Origin of the sequence: Spirillospora sp. NPDC052242, from assembly GCF_040679555.1 — a bacterium.
Lineage (GTDB): Bacteria > Actinomycetota > Actinomycetes > Streptosporangiales > Streptosporangiaceae > Spirillospora.
Genome location: NZ_JBFAUZ010000052.1, coordinates 1 through 13,446, shown reverse-complemented (window position 1 = coordinate 13,446; position 13,446 = coordinate 1). Strand labels below are relative to the sequence as shown.

Annotated in this window: 12 protein-coding genes; 8 read left to right on the top strand and 4 right to left on the bottom strand. The window is 75.4% G+C overall.

The genetic code is table 11. The features are described from left to right. Nucleotides 1-5 precede the first annotated feature (5 nt). Both ligA and AB0L25_RS33020 read right to left on the bottom strand, forming a co-directional pair. Entirely contained in the window at nucleotides 6-2,099 is a 2,094-nt protein-coding gene (ligA, locus tag AB0L25_RS33025; protein WP_500176676.1) for an NAD-dependent DNA ligase LigA, read from the bottom strand. Nucleotides 2,100-2,165: 66 nt separating this feature from the next. Beyond that, nucleotides 2,166-4,286: a bifunctional phosphatase PAP2/O-acyltransferase family protein gene (locus AB0L25_RS33020; protein ID WP_500176675.1), complete on the bottom strand. Its 2,121-nt coding sequence runs from the start codon at nucleotides 4,284-4,286 to the stop codon at nucleotides 2,166-2,168. 222 nt (nucleotides 4,287-4,508) lie between these two features. On the opposite strand from AB0L25_RS33020, the gene pfkB reads away from it, so the two are divergent. The 8 genes from pfkB to AB0L25_RS32980 all read left to right on the top strand — a co-directional run bounded on the left by pfkB (nucleotide 4,509) and on the right by AB0L25_RS32980 (nucleotide 10,473). Further along, nucleotides 4,509-5,450 carry a 1-phosphofructokinase gene (pfkB, locus tag AB0L25_RS33015; protein WP_500176674.1) on the top strand — a complete coding sequence of 314 codons (942 nt, stop codon included), beginning with the start codon at nucleotides 4,509-4,511 and terminating at the stop codon, nucleotides 5,448-5,450. 54 nt (nucleotides 5,451-5,504) lie between these two features. Further along, complete coding sequence (gene mtlA / locus AB0L25_RS33010; RefSeq protein WP_500176673.1) at nucleotides 5,505-6,773, top strand: mannitol-specific PTS transporter subunit IIC; 1,269 nt, start codon at nucleotides 5,505-5,507, stop codon at nucleotides 6,771-6,773. Then, nucleotides 6,770-7,072, top strand: a complete 303-nt coding sequence (locus tag AB0L25_RS33005; protein ID WP_500176672.1) for a PTS lactose transporter subunit IIB — start codon at nucleotides 6,770-6,772, stop codon at nucleotides 7,070-7,072. The genes mtlA and AB0L25_RS33005 overlap by 4 nt, the downstream gene beginning before the upstream one ends. Then, nucleotides 7,065-7,571, top strand: a complete 507-nt coding sequence (locus AB0L25_RS33000) for a PTS mannitol transporter subunit IIA (protein ID WP_500176671.1) — start codon at nucleotides 7,065-7,067, stop codon at nucleotides 7,569-7,571. Before AB0L25_RS33005 ends, AB0L25_RS33000 begins: the two co-directional genes overlap by 8 nt. Continuing rightward, a complete protein-coding gene (locus AB0L25_RS32995; protein ID WP_500176670.1) occupies nucleotides 7,568-8,608 on the top strand; it encodes a zinc-dependent dehydrogenase in 1,041 nt (346 codons plus the stop codon). Before AB0L25_RS33000 ends, AB0L25_RS32995 begins: the two co-directional genes overlap by 4 nt. Before the next feature lie 18 nt (nucleotides 8,609-8,626). Next, nucleotides 8,627-8,935, top strand: a complete 309-nt coding sequence (locus AB0L25_RS32990) for an HPr family phosphocarrier protein (RefSeq protein WP_500176669.1) — start codon at nucleotides 8,627-8,629, stop codon at nucleotides 8,933-8,935. 55 nt (nucleotides 8,936-8,990) lie between these two features. Then, nucleotides 8,991-9,752, top strand: coding sequence for a DeoR/GlpR family DNA-binding transcription regulator (locus AB0L25_RS32985; RefSeq protein ID WP_500176668.1), 762 nt, complete (start codon nucleotides 8,991-8,993; stop codon nucleotides 9,750-9,752). Between the two features lie 118 nt (nucleotides 9,753-9,870). After that, the gene (locus tag AB0L25_RS32980; protein WP_500176667.1) at nucleotides 9,871-10,473 is read left to right on the top strand and encodes a TetR/AcrR family transcriptional regulator; all 603 of its coding nucleotides are present in this window, start codon (nucleotides 9,871-9,873) and stop codon (nucleotides 10,471-10,473) included. Between the two features lie 26 nt (nucleotides 10,474-10,499). Here the strand turns inward: AB0L25_RS32980 and AB0L25_RS32975 are convergent, their stop codons facing one another. Together AB0L25_RS32975 and AB0L25_RS32970 are read right to left on the bottom strand one after the other, a co-directional pair. Next, nucleotides 10,500-12,149, bottom strand: coding sequence for a long-chain fatty acid--CoA ligase (locus AB0L25_RS32975; RefSeq protein WP_500176666.1), 1,650 nt, complete (start codon nucleotides 12,147-12,149; stop codon nucleotides 10,500-10,502). Beyond that, the gene (locus AB0L25_RS32970) at nucleotides 12,149-13,162 is read right to left on the bottom strand and encodes a phosphotransferase family protein (RefSeq protein WP_500176724.1); all 1,014 of its coding nucleotides are present in this window, start codon (nucleotides 13,160-13,162) and stop codon (nucleotides 12,149-12,151) included. Before AB0L25_RS32970 ends, AB0L25_RS32975 begins: the two co-directional genes overlap by 1 nt. Nucleotides 13,163-13,446 lie beyond the last annotated feature (284 nt).

The following is a 13,446-nucleotide window of genomic DNA, read 5'->3' as shown; positions in this document are numbered from 1 at the left end:
GGCCGTCAGAGGAACGCGGCGACGCGGGCGGCGAACTCCTCGGGGGTGACGATCTCGACGCCGAGCTTCTCCGCCTTGGCCCGCTTGGACCCGGCCTTCTCCCCGGCGACGAGCAGCGACGTCTTCGCCGACACCGACGAGGACGCCCGTCCCCCGGCGCGTTCGATGAGGTCGTTGACCTCGGTGCGGGACAGCCCGTCGAGCGGGCCGGACATCGCGCCGGTCGCGACCACCGACAGCCCGGCCAGCGGGAGGTCCGCCGGGGGCTCCGCCGGCTCGCCCGTCCCGTCCTCGGACGGCGCGGCGGGACGGCCGGGCGCGCCGGGCTCGGTCATGTTGACGCCCGCGGCGACGAGCTTGTCGATCAGCGGCGCGAGCGTGGCGACCTCCTCGACGCACACCGCGGCCTTGTCCGCCCCGATGCCGTCGACCTCCTGGAACGCCTCGGCGTCGGCGGCGCGGATCGCGTCCATGGTGCCGAAGTGCCGGGCGATGCGCCGGGACAGGGAGCGGCCGGTCTTGTACACGCCGAGCGCGCAGAACACCTTGCTGAGCGGCTTGGCCTTGGCGGCCTCGATCGCGGCGAGCAGGTTCGCGGTGCTCGTCTCGCCCATCCGGTCCAGCCCGATGATCTGCTCGCGGGTGAGGGTGAACAGGTCGGCGAAGTCGGCGATGAGCCCCGCCTCGACGAGCTGGTCGATGCGGCTCCCGGCGAGGCCCTCGATGTCGAGCGCGTCCCGGCCGGCGGCGTAGCGGACGGACGCGACGGCGTGGCAGTCGCGGCCGCGCACGCAGCGCCAGCGCTGCTGCGAGCGGTCGATATCGTCGCCGCAGCGCGGGCAGACCTCGGGGACCTCGATCGGCTTCTCGTCGCCGGTGCGCAGGTGCACCACCGGCGCCTCCACGCGGGGGATCACGTCCCCGGCCTTGTAGACGGTGACGTGGTCGCCGAGCAGCAGCCCGCGCCGCTCGATGTCGGCGGCGTTGTGCAGGGTCGCGTACCTGACGAGCGAGCCGTCCAGCTCGACCTCCTCCAGCTCCCCGCGGGGCGCGATGACGCCGGTGCGCCCGACGTTCCACTCGACGCCGATCAGCCGGGTGATCTTCTCGACGGCGGGGAGCTTGTACGCGACGGCCCAGCGCGGCGCCCGGGAGCCGAGCCCCGCGTCGGCCTGGTCGGCGGCCGCGTCCGCCTTGATCACGATGCCGTCGATGCCGAAGTCGAGTTCCGCGCGCAGCGCCGCGATCTCCTCGATCCGCCGCAGCACCTCCTCGGTCGTCGCCGCCGTCACCCCCGGGACGGGCGTCGCGGCGACGGTGTGCGCGCCGAGCCCGGCCACCAGCTCCATGACGCCGCTGTGCGGCAGCTCCCGCAGGCGCTCCGCCGTCTCGTCCGCGGTGCCGTCCATGGGCAGCGCCCCGTAGGCGAAGAAGGTCATCTCGACCTGGTAGGCGCGGTCCCTGGCGCGCAGCGACCCGGCGGCGGCGCTGCGCGGGTTGGCGAACGCGGCCTCCCCGGCGCCGGTGCGGGCCGCGTTGCCGGCCTCGAACTGCGCGCGGGTCATCAGCACCTCGCCGCGCAGCTCCACGGTGACCGGCTCGGCGAGCCGCTCCGGCAGCCCCACGATCATGCCCTTGCCGTGCGAGACGTCCTCCCCGGCGGCCCCGTCGCCCCGCGTCACCAGCTGGACGAGCCGTCCGCCGGAATAGCGGGCGGAGATGGCGAGGCCGTCCAGCTTCGGCTCCACGCTCCAGACCTCGACGTCGCGGCCGATCCGGCGGGCGACCCCGGCGGCCCACGACTCGAGGTCGTCGGCGGAGAACACGTTGTCCAGGCTCAGCATCGGGACGGTGTGCGGCACGTCCCCGACCACCGCTCCCCCGGCGACCTTGCCGGTCGGCGAGTCGGGCAGGACGTGCTCGGGGTGCGCCGCCTCGTAGGCGGCGATACCGCGCACGAGCCGGTCGAACGCGTCGTCGTCCAGCGGCGAGTCGCCGCCGCCGTAGTAGGCGGCGGACGCGGTGACGGCGGTCTGGACGGCGGCGGCGTACGCGGCCTGGTCGCCGATCTCGGTCGTGGGGGCCGGTGTCTCGGTCATGTCCTCATCCTTCCCGGCAGCACCGACATTTCCGGCGTTTCGGGAGGTGACCGGGCTCGGCGGTGATCACATGGGCGTCTTGCGGGGCGGGCTCGCCCCGGGCAGGGCGCCGTTCCCCGCGTTCGGCCCCTCGGCCCGCCCGCCGGCCGGCTCGGCGGCCAGTTCCTCGAAGGCGCGGGCGAGGGCGTCCGCGAACCCGTCCGCCTCGGGCAGGAGGCGCGGGTCGGCGGTCACCGCGACGTGCAGCGCCCCGTTCCAGCCGAGCGCCCCCACCGCGAGGGGCACCCCGTCGGCCAGCGGCAGGATCGGGTGGACGTCGCCGAGCGGCACCCCGGCGAGCGACATCGGGACGTCCGGGCCGGGCATGTTCGACACGATCGCGCCGAAGAACCGAGCGCGGTACACGGCCCGGGCGGCGCGCGCGTGCAGCGGCGGCGGCAGCGCGCCGAGGAGCCGCAGGACGGCGGTGCTCGCCACCGCCCGTCCGGACGCGCGGCGCCGCTCGGCGGAGCGGTGCACGGCCGCGAGCCGGTCCCGGAACGGGCGGCGGTCGACCGGCACGTCCAGCCGCAACGCGGCCGTCAGGTTGCCGGGGACGGCGGTGCGGCCGCGGCCCGGCGGGGCGGGGGCGCGCAGCGTGACGGGCACCGCCGCGCGCAGCGTCGGAGGCGCAGCCGCGCGCGGCGCCCGCCCGTCCGCCGCTTCGCCGCGCCCGGCGAGGACCCCGGCGACGACCTCCCCGACCAGCGCGAGGAGCAGGTCGGTGACCCGCACCCCGGCGGCGCGGGCGGCGGCGCGGACGCGGTCGAGCGGGAGCGTCGCGGTGCCGTACCGGCGGCGGGCGCCGAGCGGCCCGGTGATCGCGACGGCGGGCGCGGCGCCGTCGCGGGCGAGCGCGACGAGCCCCGGGACGACGGCGGCGGCGCGCACGAGCCGCCCGGGGCCGCGCGGGACGTCCGCCTCGGGCAGCGGCGGCTCGAGGATGCCGCGCAGGATGTCGACGACGCCGATCCCGTCGGCGATCGCGTGATGCATGACGATCACGGCCGCGTCCCGGCCGCCGGGCCCGCCCCGGACGAGGCAGAACCGCCACAGCGGCCGGTCGCGGTCCAGCGGGGCCGCGGCCAGCCGCGCCACCGCCTCGTCCAGGGCGCGGCGGCCGTCCCGCCCGGCGGACGGGACGGCGGGCGCATCGATCTCGACGACGTGCCGGTCGAGATCGACCTCGTCGACCGGCACCCACCGCGGGCGGCGCAGGAGCCCGGCCGGGGCGACGCGCTGGGTGAGGCGGGGCAGCCGGGGCAGCCGTTCGGCCATCAGGGCGCGGACCCGCTCCAGCGGCGGGCCGGGCCCGGCGAACTCGGCGACCCCGCCGACGACCTGCGGGACGCCGCCGTCCTCGACGTACAGGAAGAACGCGTCGGGCGCCGCCACCCGCTGCGCCCGCCCGGCGCCGCCGGCGTCCGTCCGGTGGCGGCGGCGGCGCCACAGCCGGGCGCGCAGCCACTCGGCGGCCGCGGCGGCCGGGACCAGCAGCAGCCCGCCGGGGATGTCGATGACGTAATGGGCGGCGGTCGCCACGATGACCACGCTCGTCACCGCCAGGTGCAGGACGCAGAACCACAGCAACGCGGGCCCGCAGCGGGCGCGGACGGCGGCGGCGCCGATCCACGCGATCCACCCGATGTGCAGGCTCGGCATGGCCGCGTAGGGGTTGGCGCCCGCCGAGACCACGCCCGTCCCCCAGGTGGCGGGCGGATGGTGCAGCGCGATGATGTCGGTGTAGCCGCCGCCGGGCAGCAGGCGCGGCGGGGTGACCGGCCACAGCGCGAAGCACGCGATGGCGATCAGCGTCATCCAGATCAGCGTGTTGCGCGCCCACGGGTACGCGGGGCTCCGCCGCCACCACAGGTACCCGAGGAACCCGAACGTGCCGATGACGTAGGTGGTGGCGTACTCCCACGCGGCGAGGGCGCCGAGCGGTTCGTGCCGCGCCAGGGCGTCGTTGAGGGAGCGCTCGACGTCCAGCCCGGTCCGGCGCTCGACGTCGAGCAGGAACCGCCCGTTCGCGTCGGCGGCCGCGCGGTCCCCGGCGAACGCGTGCGTGGCCAGCACGTACACGGCGAGGACGAGCAGCCCGACGGCGATCTCCCGCGCCGCCGGCGCCGCGCGCCCGTGTCGTGCCACGCCGTCCTCCCCGGATCGGCCGCCTGCCCCCTCACCGCTCATCCTTCCCCGGTTGCGCGGTGAGTCCACGGCCGAGCGGCGACCGGGAGGGGCCGGGCCAGATGTGGGTTTTTCTGCGAAAAACCGGCTCTGCCCCCTTGACTCGGACACAAGTGAGGCATAAATACAAGTGACCAAGCTTAAACAGGAGGAAACCAACATGCTTTCGGGAACGGGCCGCGCATGATCGTCACGCTGACGCTCAACCCGAGCCTCGACCGGACGATCGAGGTGGACGTGCTGACGCGCGGCGCGGTGATCCGGGCCCGTTCGGCGCGCCTCGACCCGGGCGGCAAGGGCGTCAACGTCTCCCGGGCGCTGCTGGCCAACGGCGCGGACTCCACCGCCGTGCTCGCGGTGGGCGGCGCCGACGGCGAGCAGCTGCGGCGGCTGCTGCGGGCCGAGGGGCTCCCGGCCCGGGCGGTCCGGGTCGCCGGGCGCACCCGCTCCAACGTCACCGTCGTCGAGCCCGACGGCGTCGTCACCAAGCTCAACGAGCCGGGCGGCCCGCTGTCCCCCGCGGAGCTGGACGAGGTCACCGGTGCCGTCGAGGCCGCGGCGGCGGGCGGGGCCGGCTGGGTGGTCTGCTGCGGGAGCCTCCCCCCGGGCGTCCCCGACACCGCCTACGCCGCGCTGTGCCGCCGGTTCGCGGCGGACGGCGTCCGGGTCGCGGTCGACACCAGCGGCCCCGCGCTGCGCGCGGCGGTCGCCGCCGGCCCCGACCTCGTCAAGCCGAACCTGGAGGAGCTCGCCGAGGCCGTCGGCGGCCCGGTCGGCACGGTCGCCGACGCCGTCGAGGCGGCGGGCGAGCTGCGCGCGCAGGGCGCGCGCGGCGTGCTCGTCAGCCTCGGCGCGGAGGGGGCCGTGCTGGTCGACGACGACGGCGTGGTCAGCGGCGACGCCCCGGTGGCGCGGCCGCGCAGCACGGTCGGCGCCGGCGACGCCCTGCTCGCCGGGTTCCTCGCCGCGGGCGCGCGCGGCGAGCGCGCCCTCGCCGAGGGCCTGGCCTGGGGCGCCGCCGCGGTCCGGCTGCCCGCCAGCCGGATGCCGGGGGCGCGCGACATCCGCCGCGACATCGTCCGCATCCATCCGCGCCCCGACCTGGCCCGTCCCCTCCTCACCTGACCCCCCTCCCGGGCCGCCCGGGACCACCCCACCCCCGAACGACAGGAGGCCGCGATGGCCACCGCCTACACCCCCGAGCCCGCGGGCAGCGGGCTCCGCGCGACCGTCCAGCGGTTCGGCGGCAAGCTGGCCGGGATGGTGATGCCCAACATCGGCGCGTTCATCGCCTGGGGCCTGATCACCGCGCTGTTCATCCCGACCGGCTGGCTGCCGAACGAGGACCTGGCCGAGCTCGTCGACCCGATGATCAAGATGCTGCTGCCGGTGCTGATCGGCTACACCGGCGGCCGGATGGTGCACGGGCAGCGCGGCGCCGTGGTGGGCGCCGTCGCCACCGTCGGCATCGCCGTCGGCGCGGAGCAGCCGATGTTCCTCGGCGCGATGATCATCGGCCCGCTCGCCGCGTACCTGCTGAAGCTGTTCGACGACCTCGTGCAGGACCGCGTCCGCACCGGCTTCGAGATGCTGGTGGACAACTTCTCCGCCGGGATCATCGGCGCCGCGATGGCGGTCGCCGGGCGCGCCGTGATCGGACCGGTGATGAGCACCGTGTCCGACTGGGCCGGGGAGGTCGTCGGCTGGCTCGTCGAGCACAACCTGCTGCCGCTGACGTCGCTGCTGGTCGAGCCCGCGAAGGTGCTGTTCCTCAACAACGCCGTGAACCACGGCGTGCTCACCCCGCTCGGCATCCAGCAGGCGACCGAGACCGGCAAGTCCGTCCTGTTCATGATCGAGTCGAACCCCGGTCCGGGCATCGGCGTGCTGCTCGCGTACCTGTTCTTCGGCCCGAAGCGGCTGCGCCCGAGCGTTCCCGCCGCCGCGATCATCCAGTTCTTCGGCGGCATCCACGAGATCTACTTCCCGTACATCCTGATGAAGCCGCGGATGATCCTCGCGGCGATCGCGGGCGGCATGACCGGTGTGGCGATCTTCGCGGCGACCGGCGCCGGGCTGGTCGCGTCGCCGTCCCCCGGCAGCATCTTCGCCTACCTGGCGCAGACGCCCCGGGGCGCCGGGAACTGGTTCGGCGTGTACGGCGGCCTGCTCGCCTCCGCCGCCGTCTCGTTCGGGGTCGGCGCCGCCCTGCTCGGCTTCGGGCGGCTGGCCGAGTCGGACGGCGACGGCGACGGCGCCGACGGCACGACCGCCGACGGCACGACCGCGAAGGACGGCGAGGCCGAGGACGGCACCGAGCACGAGGCCGGGGAGAAGAAGGCCGTCGAGAGCACGGCCGGCATCGGTGAGCGGGCCGGTGACGAGACCGCTCCCGGGGACGACGCCGCACCACTGACCGACCGACCCACCGAAGGGACCCCACGATGAACGGCAAGGACGTCCGCAAGCTCGTGATCGCGTGCGACGCCGGGATGGGCAGCAGCGTCATGCTCGCCGGCCACCTCCGCAAGACGCTGAAGAAGCAGGACGTGACGGTCGAGCACACCCCGGTCGACGCGATCCCCGCGGACGCCGACGTGGTCGTCTGCCACAGCGGCCTCGCCGCGCGGGCCCGCCGGGGCGCCGCCGACGGCACCCCGGTGATCCCGTTCGACGTCTACCTCGGCGACCCGGCCGTCGACCGGCTCGTCAAGGCCATCAAGGACGGCGGTGAGGTCGGTGGCTGAGCCCGCCGCGGGCGCGGCGGCGCGGCTGCTGGACCCGGCCGCGATCCGGCTGGACGAGCGGGCCGCCGGCCGCGACGAGGCCGTGCGGCTGTGCGGGCGGGTGCTCGTGGACGCCGGCGCGGTCGAGCCCGGCTACGTCGACGCGATGCTCGAGCGGGAACGCTCGATCTCCACCCACCTCGGGGAGGGCGTGGCGATCCCGCACGGGACCGCGGCGGGCCGCGACCTGGTCCGCCGCGACGCCCTCGCCGTCGTCCGGTTCCCGGACGGCGTCGACTGGGGCGGCCCGGAGGTCACCGTGTGCATCGCGATCGCGGCGCGCGGCGACGGCCACATCGGGATCCTGGCCGAACTCGCCCAGGTCCTGCTCGACCCGGACCGGGCCCGCGCGCTCCGCGAGGCCGCGGCCCCCGAAGACGTCCTGCGCCTGCTCGACCCGGCGGGCGCGGGCGGAACGACCGAAGACGACCGACTCGAAGAACAGGAACCGACCGGATGAAGGTAGCCCGTTTCCACGCCCCCGGCGACATCCGCCTGGAGGACGCGCCCGAGCCGGAGCCCGGCCCGGGCGAGCTGAAGATCCGCGTGCGGAACTGCTCCGCCTGCGGGACGGACGTGAAGATCTCCCGGTTCGGGCACCACCACATCGTCCCGCCGCGGGTGATGGGGCACGAGATCGCCGGGGAGGTCGTCGCGGCGGGTCCCGGCGCGGACGGCTGGGCGCCGGGCGACCGCGTCCAGGTCATCGCCGCGATCCCGTGCGGCGACTGCGCCGAGTGCCGGCGCGGCCGGATGACGGTGTGCGCGGCGCAGGAGTCGATGGGCTACCACTACGACGGCGCGTTCGCCCAGTACATGATCGTCCCGGCGAAGGTGCTCGCGGTGAACGGGGTGAACCGCATCCCGGACGGCGTGTCGTTCGCCGAGGCGTCGGTGGCCGAGCCGCTCGCGTGCGTCCTCAACGGGCAGGAGCTGGCGCGGGTCGGCGAGGGCGACGACGTGGTGGTGTTCGGGTCCGGGCCGGTGGGGTGCCTGCACGTGCGGGTGGCGCGGGCGCGCGGCGCGGCGCGGGTGTTCCTCGTCGAGGTCAACGCCGAGCGGCTGGAGCGGGCGGCGGCGGTGGTCAAGCCGGACGCGGCGATCGACGCGGGCTCGTCCGACGTCGTCACCGAGATCCTGGACCGGACGGGCGGGCGCGGCGCCGACGTCGCGATCACCGCGGCCGCGTCGGGCGCGGCGCAGGAGACGGCGCAGCGGCTGATGGCGCCCGGCGGGCGGGTCAGCCTGTTCGGCGGCCTGCCGAAGGACGCGCCGGTCATCTCCGTCGACGCGAACCGGGTGCATTACCGGGAGCTGAGCCTCGTCGGCGCGAACGGCTCCAGCCCGGCCCACAACGCCCGCGCGCTGGACCTGATCGCCTCCGGGGCGGTCCCGGTCGACGACCTCATCACGCACCGGGTGCCCCTCGGCGAGCTGCACGAGGCGCTCGACCTCGTCACCCGGGGCGCCGCCATCAAGGTGACCATCGAACCCTGACCGGAAGGAGGGCACGCGATGCCCGAACGGACCGTGGTCCTCGGCTCGGCGCAGGGGCTGCACGCCCGGCCGGCGAAGATCTTCGTGGAGGAGGCGGCGCGGCAGCCCGTCCCGGTGTTCGTCCGGACCGGGGAGCGCGGCCCGGTCCCGGCCGGGGGCCTGCTGGGGGTGCTGTCCCTGGGCGCCGGGCCGGGCGCCGAGGTGGTCCTGTCGGCGGACGGCGAGGGCGCCGACGCCGTCCTGGACGAGCTGGCGGCGCTGCTCGCCCGCGACCTCGACGCGGAACCGGACGCGGAGCCCGGCCCCGCGGCCGGCGCGGCGCCCTGACCGGGCCGCCGCGGGAACGTCGAGCGGGCCGGGGGCGTCGGGGACAATGGCGGGCATGTACGCCGAGGAACGACAGCAGGCGATCCTTGCCCTGGCCCGCTCGAAGGGACGGGTGGACGTCGTCGCGCTCGCGGAGGAGTTCTCGGTGACGACCGAGACGATCCGCCGCGACCTGACCGTGCTGGAGCGGGCCGGGACGATCCGGCGGGTGCACGGCGGCGCGATGCCGGTCGAGCGCCTCGGCTTCGAACCGGAGCTGGCCGCGCGGGACGCGGTGCTGACCGAGGAGAAGCAGCGGATCGCGAAGGCCGCGCTGGCCGAGCTGCCCGCCGAGGGGTCGATCATCGTGGACGCCGGGACGACCACGGCCCGGTTCGTCCAGCTGCTGCCGACCGACCGCGAGCTGACCGTGATCGTCAACTCGCCGCCGCACGCGGCCGTGCTCGCCGCCCGCCCCAACCTCACGGTGATCATCCTGGGCGGGCGGGTGCGCCCGCGGACGCTGGCCACGGTGGACGACTGGGTGCTGCGGCCGCTCGCCGACCTGTGGGTGGACGTGGCGTTCATGGCGACGAACGGCTGCTCGGTGGAGCGCGGCCTGACCACGTCCGACCAGGCGGAGGCCGCGGTGAAGCGGGCGATGATCGCCTCGTCGCGGCGGCGGGTGCTGCTCGCCGACCGCACCAAGATCGGGCACGATCACCTGGTGCGGTTCGGCGACGTGTCGGACATGGACGTCCTGATCACCGACACCGGGCTGGACACCGACCTCGCCGCCGACCTCGCCGCCGCCGGTCCCGAGGTCGTCCGCGCGTGACCGGTCCGGCGGCACGGCCGGTCCGGCGGCGTCCCGCCCGGCCGGTAGGCTGTCGGCCGGTCTCGGGGCGGCGCGGGAACGGCGCGCCCGCCGGGGGCCGCCGGACGGAGGTGGAGCGGTGACGCGGGCGTCGGCAGAGCGGGCCCCGGAGGAGGCGTCCGTCCCGGACCGGCTCCTGTCCGAGGCGACCCGGCTGTTCGCCGAGAAGGGGTTCGCCGACACCTCGGTGCAGGAGATCGTGGCCGCGGCGGGCGTCACCAAGGGCGCGATGTACCACTACTTCGGCTCGAAGGACGACCTGCTCTACGAGATCTACCACCGGCTGCTCGCGCTGCAGATGGGCAGGCTCGAGCGGATCGCCGACGGGCCCGGCACGGCCGCGGAGCGGCTGCGCGCCGCAGCCGTCGACGTCCTGGAGACCTCGTTCCGGCACCTGGACGACTTCACCGTGTTCTTCCAGTCGACGCACCTGCTGCGGCGCGACCGGCGGGAGGCCGTCCGGGCGGAGCGCCGCCGGTACCACGAGCGGTTCCGGGCGCTGGTCGAGGAGGGGCAGCGCGAGGGATCGTTCCGCGCGCCGCCCCCGGCCGACATCGCCGTGCACTTCTTCTTCGGCACCGTCCACCAGCTCGGCATGTGGTACCGGCCGGGCGGGCGGCTGGAGACGACGGCGATCAGCGAGCACTACGTCGACCTGTTCCTCAACGGCCTGCGAAGCTGACGCCGAGGGGGGTTCAGCCCTTTCGGTCAGCCCTTCTCGACGCGCTCCACCTTCAGTTCCGCTTCGGCGTACCGCGCCCGCAGCGGCTTCTTGTCCCACTTCCCGACCGTGGTCTTCGGAATCTCGTCCATGAACGTCCAGTTCTCGGGGACCTGCCAGCGGGCGACCTTGTCGGCGAGGAACGCGGCGAGCTCGGCGGCGGTCGCGGCCGCGTCGGGCCGCAGGACGACGCAGGCGAGCGGGCGCTCGTCCCAGCGGGCGTCCGGGATGCCGATGACGGCGGCCTCCGCCACCGCCGGGTGCGCCATGAGGTGGTTCTCCAGCTCGACGGACGAGATCCACTCGCCGCCGGACTTGATGACGTCCTTGACCCGGTCGGTGATCTGGTAGAAGCCGCGGTCGTCGATCGTGCCGATGTCGCCGGTGCGCAGCCAGCCGTCGTGGAACTTCTCCGGCGCCGGGTTCCGGTGGTAGGCGCCGGTGATCCACGGGCCGCGGACCTCGATCTCGCCGACGCTCGTCCCGTCCCAGGGCAGCTCGTCGCCCGCGTCGTTCACGATCCGCATCTCGACGCCGGCGGCGACGCGGCCCGACTTCATCCGCCAGTCGACGTCCTGCGCGGTGCCGGGCTCGACGCCGGGCGGCGGGAACGCCATGCCGCCGAGCGGGCTGGTCTCGGTCATCCCCCAGCCCTGGATGATCCGCAGCCCGTAGCGCTCCTCGAAGCGCTCCAGCAGGACGCGCGGCGCGGCGGCGCCGCCGGACGTGCCGGCCCGCAGCGACGACAGGTCGAGTTCCCGCTGCTCGCCGTGCGCGAGGATCGCGTTCCAGATCGTCGGGACGGCCGAGGCGAGCGTGCTGCGCTCGGCCTCGATGAACGCCGTCAGGTGCTCGGCCTGCATGAACGGCCCGGGCATGTGCAGCGTCGCGCCCGACAGGAACGCCCCGTACGGCAGCCCCCACGCGTTGACGTGGAACATCGGGACGATCGCCAGCACCCGGTCGGCCTCGGTGATGCCGACGAGCGACGCCGACTGGACGGCCATCGCGTGCAGGAACGTGGAGCGGTGCGAGTACACGACGCCCTTGGGGTCGCCGGTGGTGCCGCTGGTGTAGCACATGGACGCGGCGGCGCGCTCGTCCACGTCGGGCCACGCGAAGCCGGGCTCCTCGGCGGCGAGCAGGTCGTGGTAGCGCAGCACGGGCGCGCCGTTGCCGTTGCGCTCGAGCGGCGCCGCGTCGCCGTCGCCGACCACGACGAACGCCTCCACGGCCGGGAGTTCGTGCACGACGCGGGCCAGCAGCGGGATCAGGCTGTCGTCGACGATCACGACCTGGTCGTCGGCGTGGTTGATGATGTGCGAGAGCTGCTCGGGGAAGAGCCGGATGTTCAGGGTGTGCAGCACGGCGCCCATCGCGGGCACCGCGAAGTACGCCTCGAGGTGCTCCTGGTCGTTCCACTGGAACGTCGCGACCCGGTCGCCGGGGCGCACGCCGAGCCGGGTGAGGGCCGCCGCTAGCCGCTCGGCGTTGGCGGCGACCTCCGCGAAGGTCGCCCGCTTCGGCGTCCCTCCGCCGGTCCACGTGACGCACTCGCTGCGGCCGTAGACCCGCGCCCCGTGCCGCAGGATCGCGGCGACCGACAGCGGGAAGTCCTGCATCGTGCTCTGGATCATCACTCTTCTCCCAGTTCTTCCAGGGCCTCCAGCCCCGACTTCAGCAGCGGCTCCACGGCGGCGCCGATCGCCTCGAAGCCCTCCCCCACCGTCTGGCCGTGCAGGTACCGGTAGTGGATGCCCTCGGAGATCACCGCGAGCTTGAAGCAGGCCAGCCCGACGTAGAAGCCGAGCGCCGCGAGGTCGCGGCCGCTCCGCTCGGCGTAGCGGGCGGCGACGTCGTCCGGCGAGGGGAACCCGGGCGCGCGCATGGCGTCGCCCCGCCCCGGTTCGGGCGCCTGCCGCCGCATGTAGACGAGGAGGAGCGCCAGGTCGGTGAGGGGGTCGCCGAGCGTCGCCATCTCCCAGTCGAGGACGGCGGCGATGCGGTCGTCCGCGTCCACGAGGAGGTTGTCGAGCCGGTAGTCGCCGTGGACGACGGCGGGCGGGGACTGGGCGGGGACGTTCGCCGCCAGCCGCGCGTGCAGCGCGTCGGCGTCCGGGAGGTCGCGGCTGCGGGACGCGTCGAGCTGCTTCTTCCAGCGGCGCACCTGCCGCTCAAGGAAGCCGTCCGGACGGCCGAAGCCGGTGAGGCCCGCCTCGTCCGGGTCGACGCGGTGCAGCGCGGCGAGGGTGTCGACCATCCGCTCCCCGATCGCCGCGGCGCGCGCGGGGCCGAGCGGCGCCAGCTCGGCGGCGTCCCGGTACGGGGTGCCCTCGACCTTCTCCATCACGTAGAACGGCGCGCCGATGACGCCGGGGTCCTCGCAGAGCGCGTACGTCTCGGGGACGGGCACGCCGCCGCCCGCGAGCGCGCTCATCACCCGGTGCTCGCGGGACATGTCGTGGGCGGTGGCGAGCACGTGGCCGAGCGGCGGGCGGCGCACGATCCAGCGGCCGGCGCCGTCGGTGACCTCGTAGGTGAGGTTGGACCGGCCGCCCGCGACGACGCGGGCGCGCAGCGGGCCGGTGACGGCGCCCGGGCGGGCCCCGTCGAAGAAGGCGCGGAACCGGTCCAGGTCGAGGCCGGGCACGTCGGTCCCGAACCCGCCGGGTCCGGAGCCCGCGGGCCCGCGCTCGTCCGGGCCGGGGGCGGCGGAGTCGTCGAACACCCGCCGAGAACACCATACCGACCGGTCGGTACGCAAGAGTCCGGCCGGATTCGCGCCGATACTGTGCCCGATGACCAAAGCCCGCCCGGGATTTCTGTGGACCGGGACGTATCGCCCAGGGCGCCCCGGGGCGTTTGATCGGGGGTCATGAAGATCGCCGCGCGGGCGGCGGCGGTCACCGCGGCGCTGGTGCTCGCGGTGACCGC